Origin of the sequence: Inmirania thermothiophila (assembly GCF_003751635.1) — a bacterium.
GTDB lineage: Bacteria > Pseudomonadota > Gammaproteobacteria > DSM-100275 > DSM-100275 > Inmirania > Inmirania thermothiophila.
The window spans coordinates 53,844-68,102 of the sequence record NZ_RJVI01000003.1; the positions used below are offsets into that span (position 1 = coordinate 53,844).

17 protein-coding genes are annotated in these 14,259 nt (G+C 76.1%); 13 read left to right on the forward strand and 4 right to left on the reverse strand.

Features of this window, described 5'->3' with window-relative positions:
• Window positions 1-3 precede the first annotated feature (3 nt).
• Window positions 4-726, forward strand: coding sequence for a TerB family tellurite resistance protein (locus EDC57_RS10940; RefSeq protein WP_123401951.1), 723 nt, complete (start codon window positions 4-6; stop codon window positions 724-726).
• Here EDC57_RS10940 and EDC57_RS10945 read toward each other — a convergent pair.
• A complete protein-coding gene (locus EDC57_RS10945; protein WP_245995273.1) occupies window positions 717-1,166 on the reverse strand; it encodes a CopD family protein in 450 nt (149 codons plus the stop codon). The genes EDC57_RS10940 and EDC57_RS10945 overlap by 10 nt on opposite strands.
• A gap of 180 nt (window positions 1,167-1,346) precedes the next feature.
• Here EDC57_RS10945 and rpe point away from each other — a divergent pair, with 180 nt between their 5' ends.
• The 6 genes from rpe to trpC all read left to right on the forward strand — a co-directional run bounded on the left by rpe (window position 1,347) and on the right by trpC (window position 6,742).
• Complete coding sequence (rpe, locus tag EDC57_RS10950; protein ID WP_123401952.1) at window positions 1,347-2,024, forward strand: ribulose-phosphate 3-epimerase; 678 nt, start codon at window positions 1,347-1,349, stop codon at window positions 2,022-2,024.
• Entirely contained in the window at window positions 2,021-2,701 is a 681-nt protein-coding gene (locus tag EDC57_RS10955) for a phosphoglycolate phosphatase (protein WP_123401953.1), read from the forward strand. The genes rpe and EDC57_RS10955 overlap by 4 nt, the downstream gene beginning before the upstream one ends.
• Before the next feature lie 118 nt (window positions 2,702-2,819).
• Window positions 2,820-4,292, forward strand: a complete 1,473-nt coding sequence (trpE, locus tag EDC57_RS10960) for an anthranilate synthase component I (protein WP_123401954.1) — start codon at window positions 2,820-2,822, stop codon at window positions 4,290-4,292.
• Between the two features lie 12 nt (window positions 4,293-4,304).
• Window positions 4,305-4,886 (forward strand): anthranilate synthase component II, encoded by a 582-nt coding sequence (locus EDC57_RS10965; RefSeq protein ID WP_211331988.1) that lies wholly within the window; start codon window positions 4,305-4,307, stop codon window positions 4,884-4,886.
• A gap of 33 nt (window positions 4,887-4,919) precedes the next feature.
• Window positions 4,920-5,939, forward strand: a complete 1,020-nt coding sequence (trpD, locus tag EDC57_RS10970) for an anthranilate phosphoribosyltransferase (protein WP_123401955.1) — start codon at window positions 4,920-4,922, stop codon at window positions 5,937-5,939.
• Complete coding sequence (gene trpC, locus EDC57_RS10975) at window positions 5,936-6,742, forward strand: indole-3-glycerol phosphate synthase TrpC (protein ID WP_211331989.1); 807 nt, start codon at window positions 5,936-5,938, stop codon at window positions 6,740-6,742. The genes trpD and trpC overlap by 4 nt, the downstream gene beginning before the upstream one ends.
• Before the next feature lie 75 nt (window positions 6,743-6,817).
• On the opposite strand, the gene EDC57_RS10980 is transcribed toward trpC, so the two are convergent.
• From EDC57_RS10980 to EDC57_RS10990, 3 genes are all read right to left on the reverse strand, one after another.
• Window positions 6,818-7,066: a hypothetical protein gene (locus EDC57_RS10980; protein WP_123401956.1), complete on the reverse strand. Its 249-nt coding sequence runs from the start codon at window positions 7,064-7,066 to the stop codon at window positions 6,818-6,820.
• A 126-nt stretch (window positions 7,067-7,192) separates the two neighbouring features.
• Window positions 7,193-8,590 carry a sensor domain-containing diguanylate cyclase gene (locus EDC57_RS10985; RefSeq protein WP_123401957.1) on the reverse strand — a complete coding sequence of 466 codons (1,398 nt, stop codon included), beginning with the start codon at window positions 8,588-8,590 and terminating at the stop codon, window positions 7,193-7,195.
• Window positions 8,591-8,623: 33 nt separating this feature from the next.
• Window positions 8,624-9,361 (reverse strand): 2-thiouracil desulfurase family protein, encoded by a 738-nt coding sequence (locus tag EDC57_RS10990; RefSeq protein ID WP_123401958.1) that lies wholly within the window; start codon window positions 9,359-9,361, stop codon window positions 8,624-8,626.
• A 68-nt stretch (window positions 9,362-9,429) separates the two neighbouring features.
• On the opposite strand from EDC57_RS10990, the gene EDC57_RS10995 reads away from it, so the two are divergent.
• The 6 genes from EDC57_RS10995 (at window position 9,430) to EDC57_RS11020 (ending at window position 14,253) form a co-directional block, all read left to right on the forward strand.
• Window positions 9,430-10,185: an SDR family NAD(P)-dependent oxidoreductase gene (locus tag EDC57_RS10995; protein ID WP_123401959.1), complete on the forward strand. Its 756-nt coding sequence runs from the start codon at window positions 9,430-9,432 to the stop codon at window positions 10,183-10,185.
• Window positions 10,182-10,514 carry a MoaD/ThiS family protein gene (locus tag EDC57_RS11000; RefSeq protein ID WP_123401960.1) on the forward strand — a complete coding sequence of 111 codons (333 nt, stop codon included), beginning with the start codon at window positions 10,182-10,184 and terminating at the stop codon, window positions 10,512-10,514. Before EDC57_RS10995 ends, EDC57_RS11000 begins: the two co-directional genes overlap by 4 nt.
• A gap of 113 nt (window positions 10,515-10,627) precedes the next feature.
• Window positions 10,628-11,104, forward strand: coding sequence for a DsrE family protein (locus EDC57_RS11005; RefSeq protein ID WP_211331990.1), 477 nt, complete (start codon window positions 10,628-10,630; stop codon window positions 11,102-11,104).
• A 10-nt stretch (window positions 11,105-11,114) separates the two neighbouring features.
• The gene (locus tag EDC57_RS11010; protein WP_123401961.1) at window positions 11,115-12,161 is read left to right on the forward strand and encodes an AAA family ATPase; all 1,047 of its coding nucleotides are present in this window, start codon (window positions 11,115-11,117) and stop codon (window positions 12,159-12,161) included.
• 5 nt (window positions 12,162-12,166) lie between these two features.
• Window positions 12,167-13,312: a vWA domain-containing protein gene (locus EDC57_RS11015; RefSeq protein WP_245995275.1), complete on the forward strand. Its 1,146-nt coding sequence runs from the start codon at window positions 12,167-12,169 to the stop codon at window positions 13,310-13,312.
• Window positions 13,309-14,253: a hypothetical protein gene (locus EDC57_RS11020; RefSeq protein WP_123401962.1), complete on the forward strand. Its 945-nt coding sequence runs from the start codon at window positions 13,309-13,311 to the stop codon at window positions 14,251-14,253. Before EDC57_RS11015 ends, EDC57_RS11020 begins: the two co-directional genes overlap by 4 nt.
• Window positions 14,254-14,259 lie beyond the last annotated feature (6 nt).

Sequence of the window (14,259 nt, forward strand, 5' to 3'; positions counted from 1 at the left end):
CCCATGGGCGGCTGGCTGGGCAAGGGTCTCGGCGGCCTGGTGGGGCTGCTTGCGGGCGGTCCCCTCGGGGCCGCCGCGGGGGTGCTGCTGGGCCACGGGGTCGATCGCGGCCTCGCCGCGCGGGCGCTGCGCGGGGGCGCGCGCGAGGCCTACCGCATGGCCGTGTTCGCGGTCATGGGCCATCTCGCCAAGGCCGACGGGCGCGTCAGCCGGGCCGAGATCGCGGCCGCCGAGGCGGTCATGCGGCGCATGGGCCTCGGGCCGCGGGCGCGCAGGCGGGCGCAGGCGGCCTTCCGCCGGGGCAGGTCGCGGCGCTTCCCCCTGGAGCTTGCGCTGGCGGCGGTGGCGCGGCTGGAGCGGACGCGTCCCGGTGCGGCGCGCGAGTTCCTGCGCCTGCAGGCGCAGGTGCTGTGCGCGGACGGTCCGCCGGATGCGCGCCGTCGCGCCCTCTACCGCCAGGTCGCGGCGCGCCTCGGCGTGGCCGCCGCCGAGGCCGACGTCCTGCTGCCCCCGGGGGATGGGCTCGCCGACGCCTTCCGCATCCTCGGCCTGCCGCCGGATGCCACCCTGGAGGAGGCGCGGCGCGCCTACCGCCGGCTCCTCGCCCGCCACCACCCCGACCGCGCCGGCGGCGACGAGGCGGTCCGCCGCGCGGCGGAGGCCCGCACCCGGGAGATCATCGCCGCCTGGGGGCGTCTGCGCGCCGCCCTCGGGGATCAGAGGTAGCGCCCGAGGGCGCCGATGGCGGCGAGGGCGAGCCCCAGCGCGAGGTTGAGCGCCACCACCGCCCGCACCCGGGCGAGCGCCGCCCCCGCCGCCGGCCAGTCGCCGGCCGCCGCCGCGGCCCGCAGGGCCGGCCAGGGCCGGGCCTGGAGCCAGAGGAAGAGGGCGATCATGAGCCAGCCCACGGCCTGCATGGCGTGCACCGGCCAGCGCGCATGGGCGAGGCCGCCGAGGGCGGCCACCATCCAGTAGCCGGTCAGCGGCAGCACCAGGACCGCACCCCAGACCCAGCGGAAGAAGCGCCCGAGGACCTCGCGCCAGAGGGCGATCCGCACCGGGGGCTCCAGCGCCGCCGCGGCCGGGCGCAGGACGAGGTAGGCGAAGAACATGCCGCCGACCCAGACGACGGCGGCGAGCAGATGCAGGGCGAGGGCGACGGCCACGGGCTTCCTCCCGGCGGTGCGGGAGGGTCATTGTCGCCGCCGCGCCCGGCGGCGCCAAGGCGCGCCCTCCGCCTTATGCGCGGATAAGAACAATCAAACGCAAAACAACCGCCTGACGGGTGCACGGGCGGGGCCGCCTGCGCTACCCTTGGGCGCCCGGACCGTCGGAGGAGCCGCTTCGTGGACGACCTCATCGCACCCTCGATCCTCTCGGCCGACTTCGCGCGCCTCGGCGAGGAGGTGGAGGCGGTGCTCGCCGCCGGCGCCGACCTCGTCCACTTCGACGTCATGGACAACCACTACGTGCCCAACCTCACCATCGGGCCCATGGTGTGCAAGGCGCTGCGCGACTACGGCATCACCGCACCCATCGACGTCCACCTGATGGTGAAGCCGGTCGACCGCATCATCCCCGACTTCGCCGAGGCCGGGGCCGACTACATCACCTTCCACCCCGAGGCGAGCGAGCACATCGACCGCAGCCTGCAGCTCATCCGCGACTGCGGCTGCAAGTCGGGGCTGGTCTTCAACCCGGCCACGCCGCTGCATCACCTCGACTACGTCATGGACAAGGTGGACATGATCCTGATCATGTCCGTCAACCCCGGCTTCGGCGGGCAGCGCTTCATCCCCTCGGCCCTGGACAAGCTGCGCGAGGCGCGGCGGCGCATCGACGAGAGCGGGCTCGACATCCGCCTCGAGATCGACGGCGGGGTCAAGGTGGACAACATCCGCGCCATCGCCGAGGCCGGCGCCGACACCTTCGTCGCGGGTTCCGCCATCTTCGGCGCCGACGACTACGCCGCCGTGATCCGCGCCATGCGCGAGGAGATCGCGGCCGCGCGCGTGCCGCGATGAGCGGGGCCTGCGAGGCGGTGCTGCTGGATCTCGACGGCACGCTGGTGGACAGTGCGCCGGACCTCGCCGCGGCGGTGGACGAGATGCTCGCGGCGCTGGGGCGGACGCCGGCGGGGGAGGCGGCGGTGCGGCGCTGGATCGGCAACGGCGCCCCGCGCCTGGTCAAGCGCGCCCTCACCGGCGAGATGGAGGCCGAGCCCGACCCGGCCCTGTTCGAGCGGGCCTATGCCCTCTTCCTCGACGCTTACCAGCGCCACCTCTCGGAGGGCACGCGCCTCTACCCGGGGGTGGCGCAGGGGCTGGAGGGGCTCGCCGCCATGGGCCTGCGCCTCGGCTGCATCACCAACAAGCCGGCCCGTTTCACCGAGCCGTTGCTGGCGCGGCTGGGCATCCGCCGGTACTTCGGCGTCGTGGTGAGCGGCGACACCCTGCCCCGGGGCAAGCCCGACCCCGCCCCCTTGCTGCACGCGGCGGCTTGCCTCAAAATCGAGCCCGGCCGCACGCTCATGGTGGGCGACTCGGTCAACGACGTGCAGGCGGCGCGGGCCGCGGGGATGCGCGTCGTCTGCGTCCCCTACGGCTACAACCACGGCGAGGACATCGCCGCGGCGCAGCCGGACGCGGTGATCGCGAGCCTTGCCGAGCTGCCGGCCTGGATCCTGAACGAGGCCGCCTGAAGGGCGCATGAAGACCATCACCTGGCACATCCGGATCACCGTCGGCGACGGGCGATGGCGCAGCCGCTGAGGCCGCGAACCGCTCGACGACCCCGGATCCGGAGCCAGGTGATGGAACATGAACGTCCACGAATTCGCCCGTAAGGCCCGCGAGGGCTACAACCGCATCCCCGTCTGCCGCGAGGTCCTCGCCGACCTCGACACGCCGCTGTCCACCTATCTCAAGCTCGCCGACGGCCCCTACGCCTATCTCTTCGAGTCGGTGCAGGGCGGCGAGAAATGGGGCCGCTACTCCATCATCGGCCTGCCCGCGGCCACCGTCGTGCGCGTGCGCGGCCGCCGCATCGAGGTGGAGCGCCACGGCCGGATCGTCGAGGAGGCCGAGGCCGCCGACCCGTTGGCCTGGATCGAGGCCTTCCGCGCCCGCTACCGGGTGCCCGAGGTGCCGGGGCTGCCCCGCTTCACGGGCGGCCTGGTGGGCACCTTCGCCTACGACACCGTGCGCTACATCGAGCCGCGGCTTGCGGGCAAGGCCCCGCCCGACGCCCTCGGCACGCCCGACATCCTGCTCTTCCTCTCCGAGGAGGTGGTGGTCTTCGACAACCTCCGGGGGCGGCTCTTCCTCGTGGTCCACGCCGACCCCGAGACCCCCGATGCGCTGGCCCGCGCCGAGCGGCGCATCGACGAGCTGGTGCGCCGCCTGCGCGGCCTGACCCCGGCCTACCTCCACGGGGGCGGCAGCGGCCCCGGCGAGGACGACTTCGTCTCCGGCTTCACCCGCGAGGGCTTCGAGGAGGCGGTGCGCCGGGTCAAGGACTACATCGCCGCCGGCGACTGCATGCAGGTGGTGCTGTCGCAGCGGCTGACGACCCGCTACGCCGGGCACCCGCTGGACTTCTACCGCGCCCTGCGCGGCCTCAACCCCTCGCCCTACCTCTTCTATCTGCACTGCGGCGACTTCCACGTCGCGGGCTCGTCACCCGAGATCCTCGTCCGTCTCGAGGACGGCGAGGTCACCGTGCGCCCCATCGCGGGCACCCGCCCGCGGGGCGCCGACGCGGAGGAGGACGCGCGGCTGGAGCAGGAGCTGCTGGCCGACCCGAAGGAGCGGGCCGAGCACCTGATGCTGATCGATCTGGGGCGCAACGACGTCGGCCGCGTCGCCGAGATCGGCACCGTGCGCGTCACCGAGCGCATGGTGGTGGAGCGCTACTCCCACGTCATGCACATCGTCTCCAACGTCAGCGGCCGCCTGCGCCCGGGCCTCGGCGCCATGGAGGTGCTGCGCGCGGCCTTCCCTGCCGGCACCGTCACCGGCGCGCCCAAGATCCGCGCCATGGAGATCATCGACGAGCTCGAGCCCGTGCGCCGCGGGATCTACGCCGGGGCCGTGGGCTACATCGGCTGGCACGGCAACATGGACACCGCCATCGCCATCCGCACCGCCGTCCTGCGCGACGGCATGCTCCACGTCCAGGCCGGGGCCGGCGTCGTCCACGACTCGGTGCCGGCGCGGGAGTGGGAGGAGACCATGAACAAGGGCCGCGCCCTCTTCCGCGCCGCGACGCTCGCGGGCTCCGGGCTGCTGTGAGGGGGACGGGCCGTGGTGCTGGTGATCGACAACTACGACTCCTTCACCTGGAACCTGGTCCAGTACCTGGGCGAGCTGGGGGCCGAGGTGGCGGTGGTGCGCAACGACGCCTGCACGGTGGAGGAGGCGGCGGCACGCGCGCCGAGCCACCTGGTGATCTCGCCGGGGCCGTGCACGCCGGCGCAGGCCGGGATCTCGGTGGAGGCGGTGCGGCGTCTCGCCGGGCGCGTGCCCATCCTCGGCGTCTGCCTCGGCCATCAGTGCATCGGCGCCGCCTTCGGCGGCCGCATCGTGCGGGCGCGGCGGATCATGCACGGCAAGACCTCGCCCGTGCACCACCGCGGCCTCGGCGTCTTCCGCGGCCTGCCGAGCCCCTTCGAGGCCACCCGCTACCACTCGCTGGTGATCGAGGAGGCGACGCTGCCGGGCGAGCTCGAGGTCACGGCCTGGTGCGAGGAGCCCGACGGCGGGCGCGAGATCATGGGCGTGCGCCACCGCACCCTGCCGGTGGAGGGGGTGCAGTTCCACCCGGAGTCGATCCTCACCGCGCACGGGCACGCCCTGCTGCGCAACTTCCTGGAGATGTCGGCCTGAGGGCGCGGCCGCAGGCCGGAGGAGGCTGGAGCGATGCAGATGCAGGAGGCGATCCGCCGCGTCGTCGAGGGGGGCGACCTGACGGCGGAGGAGATGACCGCGGTGATGCGCGCCGTCATGGGTGGGGAGGCGACGCCGGCGCAGATCGGCGGCTTCCTCGTGGGGCTGCGCATGAAGGGCGAGACGGTGGAGGAGATTGCGGCGGCGGCGGCGGTGATGCGCGAGCTCGCCACCCCGGTGCGGGTGGACGTCCCCCACCTGGTGGACACCTGCGGCACCGGGGGCGACGCCGCCGGCACCTTCAACATCTCCACCGCCGCTGCCTTCGTCGTCGCCGCGGCGGGCGGGCACGTGGCCAAGCACGGCAACCGCTCGGTGTCGAGCCGCTCGGGCAGCGCCGACCTGCTGGAGGCCGCGGGGGTGCGGCTGGAGCTCACCCCGGAGCAGGTGGCGCGCTGCATCCGCGAGGTGGGCGTGGGCTTCCTCTTCGCGCCGCGCCACCACGGCGCCATGCGCCACGCCATCGGGCCGCGGCGGGAGATGGGGGTGCGCACGGTGTTCAACCTCCTGGGACCGCTCACCAACCCGGCCGGCGCCCGGCGGCAGGTGATCGGCGTCTTCGACCGCCGCTGGGTCGAGCCCATGGCCGAGGTCCTGGGGCGCCTCGGCTCCGAGCACGTGCTGGTGGTGCACGCCGAGGACGGCCTCGACGAGATCAGCGTCTCCGCCCCCACCGAGGTGGCCGAGCTGCGCGGCGGCACGGTGCGCAGCTACCGCGTCACCCCCGAGGGGCTGGGGCTTGCGAGGTCGCCCCTGGAGGCCCTCGTGGTGGCCGGCCCGGCGGAGAGCCTGGCGGTGGTGCGCGGGGTCCTCGGCGGCGAGGGAGGGCCTGCCGCCGACGTGGTCGCCGCCAACGCCGGTGCCGCCCTCTACGTCGCGGGCCTCGCCCCCGATCTCGCCGCGGGCGTGGCGCGGGCGCGCGAGCTCATGGCCTCGGGCGAGCCCCTGCGCCGCCTCGAGGCGCTGGCGCGGCTGACGGAGTCCATGGCGTGATCGCCGACGTCCTGCGCCGCATCCTGGCGCGCAAGGCCGAGGAGGTGGCCGAGCGCGGCCGCCTGCGCCCGCTCGCCGAGGTGCGCGCCGCGGCCGAGGCCCGGCGCGAGCCCCCCCGCGGCTTCGCCGCCGCCCTCGAGGCGCGCATCGGCGTGGGCGCGGCCGCGGTCATCGCCGAGTGCAAGCGCGCCTCCCCCAGCAAGGGGCTGCTGCGCGAGCCCTACGACCCGGCCGCCATCGCCCGCAGCTACGAGCGCGGCGGCGCCGCCTGCCTCTCCGTCCTCACCGACCGCGACTTCTTCCGGGGCGACGACGCCCACCTCGCCGCGGCCCGTGCCGCCTGCGCGCTGCCGGTGCTGCGCAAGGACTTCCTCGTCGATCCCTATCAGGTCTGGGAGGCGGCGGCGCTGGGGGCCGACTGCGTGCTCCTGATCGTGGCGGCCCTGGACGATGGGCGGCTGGCGGACCTGCACGCCCTCGCCCTGGCGCTCGGTCTCGACGTCCTCGTCGAGGTCCACGACGAGGCGGAGCTGGAGCGGGCGCTGCGCCTCGGCCCGCGGCTTCTCGGCATCAACAACCGCGACCTGCGCACCTTCCGCACCGATCTCGCCACCACCGAGCGGCTCGCGCCGCAGGCGGCGCGGGCCGGGGCCTGCGTGGTCGCCGAGAGCGGCATCCATACGCGCGCCGACGTCGCCCGCGTGCGGGCGGCCGGCGTCCACGCCTTCCTCGTGGGCGAGGCCTTCATGCGCGCGCCGGACCCCGGGGCCCGCCTCGCCGAGCTCTTCGCCCACGGCACCTGAGCCCGGCACGCGCGAAGGCCCGGCACAGGGCCGGGCCTTCGCGGGGCGCCCGCCCGCAGGCGGGCTCCGTTCCGCTCAGCTGCGGTCGTCGGCGAAGCCGAGCGCCGCCGTGCCGATCACGCCCTGCGTCGCCCGCACCGAGGGCTCGCCGCTGCGGTCGTCCGCCGCCACCAGCCCGCCGCCCGGCTGCGACACGCTCGCCACCACCGCCGGCTCGCCGCTGCGGTCCTGCCCGTACTCCAGCGTCCCCGCCGTCGCCGTCATCGCCAGCCCCGACAGCAGCACCGCACCCAGCACACCCTTCACCATCTCGTGAGTCTTCATCTCGCGTTCTCCTCGCATCTTCGCTTCGCTTGCAGGGCGTGCAATCGCCGCCCTTGCCCCTAAAGACCCGGCCGCGGCGCGGATCCTTACTGCGATGGCAGGAAAAAACGGGGCGGCGGCTGCGCCTCAGTGCGGGACGCCGTCGGCGGCGAGATCGGGGTGGATGACGGTGCGGTTGCGCCCGCCGCGCTTGGCGGTGTAGAGGGCGTCGTCGGCGGCGCGGTAGAGCGCCTCGGCGTCCTCGGCGTGGTGGGGCAGGGTGGCGACACCCAGCGAGACCGTCACCGCCTGGCGGATGCGCTCCGGGTAGCGGTCGGCGAGCGCGGCCACCTCCCTGCGCAGCCGCTCGGCGCACCGCGCCGCCTCTTCGGTCTCGGTCTCGGGCATGAGGATGCAGAACTCCTCGCCCCCGGTGCGGGCGGCGAGATCGGAGCGGCGCACGACCCGCTGGATGGTGGCGGCCAGGGTCTGCAGCAGCTCGTTGCCCGCGAGGTGGCCGTAGCGGTCGTTGTAGGCCTTGAAGCGGTCCAGATCGAGGGTGATGAGGGAGAGCGGCCGCCCGTAGCGGTTGGCCCGCTCGGTCTCCTCGGCCAGGCGGCGCATGAATTCCTGCTGGTTGGCGAGGCGGGTCAGCCCGTCGGTGACCGCCATGCGCCGGGTTTCCTCCAGCAGCCGGAGCCGCTCCAGGGCGAGGGCGGCGTACTCGGCCAGCAGCCCCAGGATCCACGCCGCCTCCTCGTCGAAGCGCCGCGGCGCGAAGTCGTCCACGTAGAGGATGCCGACGATGCGCCCCTGGGCCCGCAGCGGCGCGGCCACCACAGAGCGCACCCCGGCCTCCGCGAGGAGCGGGTTGACGGGTTCCTCCAGGGCGGTGATGTCGGGGATGATGGTGGGGCTGTCGCGGTTGAGGATGTGGGTGGTGAGGCCGCCGGGGCGCAGCCGCCAGCGGCGGAAGCTGGCGAAGTGCTCGGGGAAGCCGCGCCAGGCGGCGAGCACCATCTCGCCGGTGCGCTCGTCCAGCAGGGCCACCGAGCCCGCCGGCGCCTCGGCCACCTCCAGCGCGCAGCGCAGGACGCGCTGATAGGCGTCGTGGAGGTCTCCCGTGGCGGAGAGGGCCACCGCGAGCTCGTAGACCCGCTCGAGACGGCGGTTGCGCCGCGTCGCCGCCTCCGCCTGCGCCCGGGTGGTGCGGGTCAGCTCCCACAGCAGCCGTGCGGCGGTGCCGTCGAGCACGTGGACCCTCGGCGGCAGCCGCGCCGCGAGGCGCCGGCCCACCTCGGGATCCCCGGTCACGTCCACCACGAGGTCGGCGTCGGCGCAGGGCGCGAGGAAGGCCTCGAGATCGTGGTGGACGGGGATGCCGCGGCGGTGTGCTGCGGCGATGCCGGGTGCCGCGGGGTTGCGGTCGCAGACGGCGACGATCTCGGTCTCGGATTCCTCCAGCGCCTCGAGCAGGCTGCTGCCGCCCCGGCCTGCCCCCACGAGGGCCAGGCGCAGCGGTCGCGGCGGGCTCTCCTTCGCCATGGGCCGCCCTCCTTATCCATGTCAGATGAAGGGTTAACGCGCGATCTTAGCGCGCGCCGGCGCCGGAATCCACCCGCGCGCGGCGCGGCGCAGCCTCGCCGCGCTCCGCGGGCGGGCGAGCACGGCGAGGGCGAGGGCGGTGTAGCGGCGCGCCGCGGCGCGACCGCGGCCCCGCCGCGCGAGGGCGGCGGCGCGGCGCCCGGCGGCGCGGTCGCAGCCCTCGAGCAGCGGCGCGACCGCCTCGTGGAGGGCGGCGAGCCGCCGCGGCCGGCGTGCATGGTGGTGGACGAGCACGGCGAGGACGAAGGCGAGCCGCCGCCCCGGGTCGGCCAGACGCTCGGCCTCCGCCATGGGCAGCAGGGGCCGCGCCCGGCGCAGGGCGCGGGCGAAGACGCCGGCGCCGAGGGCGTGCACGTTCCCGCGGGCGTCGTGGATCGGGGTGCTCGCGATCCCGCAGCTCGGCGAGCGGGCCTTGAGGATCACCCCGTCGAGGGTGGTGAGGATCTCGGTCTCAGCCTGCGCCGCCAGGGCCGCGGTGACGTCGCGGGCGGGGTCGTCCACGCCCACGGCACGCGGCGCGTGGGCGGCGCCCACGAGGTGGACGGGCGGGCGCGGCACGCCGAGCCCGGCGGCCACCTCGGGGCAGAGCGGCACCAGATCGAAGGTGCGGGCGAGGACCTCGGCCACCACCGGGTCGCGCCGGTGGCCGCCGTCGTAGCGCACCGTCTCGCCCAGCAGGCAGGCGCTGACACCGATGCGGGGGCGGGCCATGGCGGCATTGTGGCACAGCGGCGCGACGCCGCTATGCTGGGGGCGGGCGCAGGCGGGGAGGGCCCGGGATGACGGCGGAGGCGGTGGCGGTGGTCACGGGCGGCGGCAGCGGCATCGGCCGCGCCCTGGTGCGGCGGCTCGCCGCGGCGGGCATCCCCGTCCTCGCCGTGGGGCGGCGGCAGGGGCCGCTGGAGGAGACGGCGGCGGCCGACCCGGGGCGGATCCGCCCCGTCGCCGCCGACGTGGGCACCCCGGAGGGGCGCGCGGCGGTGGCGGAGGCGGTGGGGGCATCGCCGGTGCGCTTCCTCGTGCACAACGCGGCCGTGCTCGAGCCGGTGGCGCCCCTTGCGCAGGTGGGGCTCGCCGCCTGGCGGGCGCACATGGCGGTGAACGTGGAAGGCCCCCTGTTCCTGACCCAGGCCCTGCTGGGGCGGCTCGGCGGCGGGCGGGTGCTGCACGTCTCCTCCGGCGCCGCCCATCGGCCGGTGCCGGGCTGGGGCGCCTACTGCACCGCCAAGGCCGCCCTGCACATGATCTGGCAGGTGCTGCGCGAGGAGCTGGCGGCGGCCGGGGTGGCGGTGGGGAGCGTCCGCCCGGGGGTGGTGGACACGCCCATGCAGGCGGAGATCCGGCGCCAGCCGCGGGCGCGCTTCCCGGTCGTGGACCATTTCGTGGCGCTGCACCGGCGCGGGGCCCTGCGCCCGCCGGAGGAGGCGGCGGAGCTCCTCTTCCGGCTCCTCGTCGAGGTGCCGCCGCAGGCCTTCTCCGCCGCGGAATGGGATCTCGACCGCGACGGGGCGCGGCTCCGGGGGGCGGGGCCTTGACCGGGGTCAAGGCGGCGCAGGACGGGCGCGGCGAGGATGGCGCCGTGGAGGTGGAGGTCCGCTACTACAACAGCATGCGCCGATACGCCGGCGGCGGCTGGCGGCGGCGCGTGCAGCTGCCCGCAGGGGCCACGCTGGGGGATCTCCTGGCGCGCCTTGCCTTGCCGCTGCACGAGCTCTACGTCGTCTTCCACAACGGCGAGACCGCCATGGCCGATCCGGGCGCCGTCGACGCCATCGAGACCGGGCGCCCCCTCGCCGACGGGGATGTGGTCGCCCTCTCGGGGCCGGTGCCCTTCAGCCGCGGCTACGGCGTGCCCGTCTGCTGAGCCGCCGCGGTCCATCCGGGATATTCCGGAAACCGAGCGAAAGCGTCTATTTTTGGAGGACGGCCCGCCGCGGCGGTGGGCCTGCCCGTGCCACGGGCAAGGAGGAGGTGGAGATGAAGAGCGAGACGAGCATCGGTCGTCGGGCCTGGCTGATGGGCGCGGCCGCCCTCGCCCTGGCGGGCGTCGTCCCGGTCGCGGGGGCGGTCGAGGAGGGGGCGCGGGTGCACCGGCTGGTGATCCACGTCGACGAGAACGATCCGAAGCGCATGAACCTCGCCCTCAACAACGCCCGCAACATCATCGCCTACTACCAGGAGAAGGGCGAGGAGGTGCAGATCGAGATCGTGGCCTACGGGCCCGGGCTGCACATGCTGCGCGCCGACACCTCGCCGGTGAAGGCGCGCATCCGCTCCTTCGCCCAGAACTTCGAGGGCATGGTGGCGTTCAAGGCGTGCGGCAACACCAAGCGCAACATGGAGCGCCAGGGGGGCAAGCCGGTGGAGCTGCTGCCGGAGGCCGAGGTGGTGCCGGCGGGTGTGGTCTGGCTGATGGAGCGGCAGGAGCAGGGATGGAGCTACGTGCGCCCCTGAGGGGGCGGCGGTGAGGCCCGCCCATCTCGCCCGCATCCTCGCCCGCGAGCTGGCGGCGGCGGCCGAGGGGACCCACACGCCGCTCATGATCTGGGGGCCGCCGGGGGTGGGTAAGTCGCAGCTCGTGGCCCAGGCCGCGGCGGCGCGGGGGCTGCCGCTCATCGACCTGCGGCTGTCGCAGCTCGAGCCCAGCGACCTGCGCGGGATCCCCTTCCGCAGCGGCGGGCGGGTCGAGTGGGCGGTGCCGGCCATGCTCCCCGACGCCGAGCGCCACGGCCCCGCAGGGGTGTTGTTCCTCGACGAGATCAACGCCGCCCCGCCGGTGGTGTCGGCCGCGGCCTACCAGCTCATCCTCGACCGCCGCCTCGGCGACTACCGCGTCCCCGAGGGCTGGGCGATCCTCGCCGCCGGCAACCGCGAGGGCGACCGCGGCGTCACCTTCGCCATGCCGGCACCGCTCGCCAACCGCTTCGCCCACCTGGAGCTGGAGCCGCACCTGGACGACTGGGTGGCCTGGGCGGAGCAGGGCGGGATCGATCCGCGCATCATCGGTTTTCTGCGCTTCCGCCCCGACCTGCTCTTCGCCTTCGACCCCGAGCACAGCCTCACCGCCTTCCCGACCCCGCGCTCGTGGGCCTTCGCCAGCGCGGCGCTGGCGAAGTTCGGAGACGACGAGGCGCTGCTGGAGGCGGCGCTGGCGGGCTGCGTGGGGCAGGCGGCGGCGGCCGAGCTCATGGCCTTCCTGCGGCTGGCCGACGCCCTGCCCGACGTCGACGCCATCGTCCGCGGCGAGGAGGTGGCGGTGCCGGAGGGGCTCGAGCTGCAGTACGCCCTCACCGCCGCGCTGGCCCAGCGGGTGCGGGCCCGTCTCGGCGAGGGGGACGGCGAGGCGGCCATCGGCCACGCCCTGCGCTACGCCGCCCGCCTGCCGGAGCGCGAGCTCGCGGTGATGCTGGTGGCCGACCTGCAGCGCGCCGCCGGCGCGCGGCTCTTCGCCCATCCCGAGTTCGCCCCCTGGGCCGAGGCGGTGGCCGACGTCCTCCTCCCGGAGGGGTGAGCGCGGTGGCGGGGGCCGAGTCCAGGCTGCGGGCGGCGCGCGCCCGCCTCCTCGTGGAGCGGCCCTTCCTCGGCGCCCTGGCGATGCGGCTGCCGCTGGTGGAGGCGCCCTGGTGCCGGAGCACCGGCACCGACGCCCGCCGCCTCTACTACAACCCGGACTACGTGGCGCGGCTCGGCCTCGGCCAGCTGGAGTTCGTGCTCGCCCACGAGGCCCTGCACTGCGCCCTGCAGCACTTCGCGCGCCGCGGCGCGCGCCGGCGGCGGCGGTGGGACCTCGCCTGCGACTTCGCGGTCAACGGCCTGCTCCTGGAGGAAGGGCTGGAGCCGCCGCCGGGGGTGGTGGCGCTGGAGGCCTTCCGCGGCCTCGCCGCGGAGGAGATCTACCCCTGTCTCGAGGACGAGGAGGGCGAGCTCCTCGACGAGCACCTCTACGAGCCCGGCGAGCCGCGGGCCGCCGGCGGCCGCCACGCCGGGGGCGAGGGAGCGGGCGGACCGCCGCGCGCGCCGCAGGGGCAGGCGCGCGAGGCGCTCGCCGCCGAATGGCGCCGCCATGCCGCCGCGGCCCTCGAGCAGGCGCGGGCGGCGGGGCGCACCGGGGGGGCGGCCCTGCGCGCCCTGGCCTCGAACCTGGCGCCGCGGCTGCCCTGGCGGACGCTGCTGGCGCGCCACATGGGGGCGCTGGCGCGCCACGACTACGGCTACGAGCGGCCCTCGCGGCGGGAGGGCGAGTTCGCGCTGCCGACGCTGGGGGCGCGTACGGTGGATCTGGTGGTGGCCCTCGACACCAGCGCCTCCATCGCCGCGGAGACCCTCGCCGCCTTCGTCGCCGAGCTGGACGCCATCAAGGGGCCGCTGCGCGCCCGCGTGACCCTGCTCGCCTGCGACGCCGCCCTCGCCCCCGGCGGGCCGTGGGTGTTCGAGCCGTGGGAGGCGCTGCGCCTGCCCCGCGGCGTGCGCGGCGGCGGCGGCACCGACTTCCGCCCCGTCTTCGCATGGGTGGCGGCGCGCGCCCAGCGGCCGGACGCCCTGGTCTACCTCACCGACGCCCGCGGCCGCTTCCCCGCGCGCCCGCCCGCCTACCCCGTGATCTGGGTGGTGCAGGGCCCCGCCGGGGTGCCCTGGGGCGAACGTATCCAGCTCCACGCATGAGGGCGGGCGGCCGCACCCGGCGGGAGCTGCGCCCGGAGGACGCGCTGCGCCTCGAGGCCCTCGCGCGGCTGGCGCGCGCGGTGCGCATCGACGAGGCCCGCGGCGAGGTGCGCGGCCTCGTGGGCCGGAGCGAGCGCGGGCTGCGGCTTGTCGGCGGCACCGGCTACTTCTACCTGGAGGCGGTGCGCGATCTGCTGGCGCGGGTGGCGGTGGGGGAGGCGGCCCTCCGGCGCGGCCCCCTGCGCCGCCCCGAGGTGGTCGCGGGCCTCGGGCGCGAGCGCCTGGCGGCGCTGCCGCGGCTGGGCGACCCGGAGCTGGTGGCGATGATGCCGCTGAACCCCGCCCTCGACGAGGGTACGGCCGAGGCCGCGTGGTGGGCGGCGCCCTCGCCGGAGCTCGGCGCGCTGCTGCTCGGGCACCCGGCGGTGGCGGGCTCGGCGCTGGCTGCGGCCGTCGCCGCCGCGGTCCTGGAGCATCTGCCCTTCACCCCGGAGGCGGAGGCGCGCCTGCGGATGGCGCGGGGGCTGCTCGCGGGCGGGGTTCCCGCCGAGGCGATCCGCTCCGCCCTCGCGCGCCGGGCGCCGCGGGATCCGGCCCTGGCGGCGGCGCTGCTGGAGCGGGAGGCGGCGGAGGGCGGGCCGGTGGGGCCGCCCTTCCTCCGGCGCTGCGACGAGCTGCTCGCAGCGCCGCGGGACCGGGCGGTGGTCGAGGCGGTGCTGGCGCTGCTGGCGCAGCGGCTGCCCGCCGGGGCGCGGGCGTCGGCCGCGCACGCCCGCGCCCGGCTCGCCGATGCGGGCGCCGACGGCACGCTCCTCGAGCGCCGCATGGGACCGGTGCTCGCGCCCCTGCGCCGGGCCCTGGCGGAGCTCGGCGGCTGGCCCGCGCCGGCGGCGCGCGAGGCCGCCGCGCACCGGCGCGGGGGGCGAGGGAGGGTGCCGTGAGCGCCC